The sequence below is a fragment of the Thermosinus carboxydivorans Nor1 genome, assembly GCF_000169155.1.
Lineage (GTDB): Bacteria > Bacillota > Negativicutes > Sporomusales > Thermosinaceae > Thermosinus > Thermosinus carboxydivorans.
Genome location: NZ_AAWL01000046.1, coordinates 2,501 through 3,648 on the forward strand (window position 1 = coordinate 2,501; position 1,148 = coordinate 3,648).

Genomic DNA, 1,148 nt, shown 5'->3' on the forward strand with positions numbered 1-1,148 from the left:
TCTATCCATGGCCAGGGTGAAGCGCAGGTAACAATGCGTGGAGGCCCGAACCGGTGGGCGTTGAAAAGTCCTCGGATGAGTTGTGGATAGGGGTGAAATGCCAATCGAACGCGGAGATAGCTGGTTCTCCCCGAAATAGCTTTAGGGCTAGCCTCAAGTGGTGAGTGCAGGCGGTAGAGCACTGATAGGGCTAGGGGCCGTAAGGTTACCGAACCTTGTCAAACTGCGAATGGCTGCATTTAGAGCTTGGGAGTCAGACTACGAGTGATAAGATCCGTAGTCAAGAGGGAAACAGCCCAGACCATCAGCTAAGGTCCCGAATGCCGTGCTAAGTGGCAAAGGATGTGGCGCTACAAAAACAACCAGGATGTTGGCTTAGAAGCAGCCATCATTCAAAGAGTGCGTAATAGCTCACTGGTCGAGTGGCGCTGCGCCGAAGATGTCCGGGGCTAAAGCACGGAACCGAAGCTATGGGATTGAGAGGTGCATCTCACCTCTCAGTCGGTAGGGGAGCGTTCTTACCGGGTAGAAGGTTTTCTGGAAGGGGAGCTGGACTGGTAAGAAGTGAGAATGCCGGTATGAGTAGCGAAAAGACAGGTGAGAATCCTGTCCACCGAAAGCCTAAGGGTTCCTGAGCAACGATCGTCGACTCAGGGTAAGTCGGGACCTAAGCCGAGGCGGATAAGCGTAGGCGATGGACAACGGGTAAACATTCCCGTACCGCCCGAAGTCGTTTGAGCGAAGGAGTGACGCAGGAGGTAAGGCAAGCGCGAGGATGGAAAGTCGCGTCTAAGCCGGTAGGGTGCAGTGCAGGCAAATCCGCACTGCGAGAGCCTGAGAGGTGAAGGGGAGCTGAGGGGAGACCCTTGGCGAAGTTGCCTGGGCCAGACTGCCGAGAAAAGCTTCTAGCGAGACGGAGGGCGCCCGTACCGGAAACCGACACAGGTAGGCGGGGAGAGGATCCTAAGGTGCGCGGGAGAACCCTCGTTAAGGAACTCGACAAAATGTCCCCGTAACTTCGGGAGAAGGGGAGCCCAAGCCCGTGAAGGCAGGAAGCGGCCGGAGCGGGAGTGGGTCGCAGAGGAGAGGCCCAAGCGACTGTTTACCACAAACACAGGTGCCTGCTAAAGCGAAAGCTGACGTATAGG

Annotated in this window: 1 rRNA gene (cut by a window edge); it reads left to right on the top strand. The window is 56.4% G+C overall.

The features are described 5' to 3' along the window. Positions 1-1,148 (top strand): 23S ribosomal RNA (locus TCARDRAFT_RS14395); its annotated part reaches 710 nt to the left of the window's first position; the annotation flags it as partial.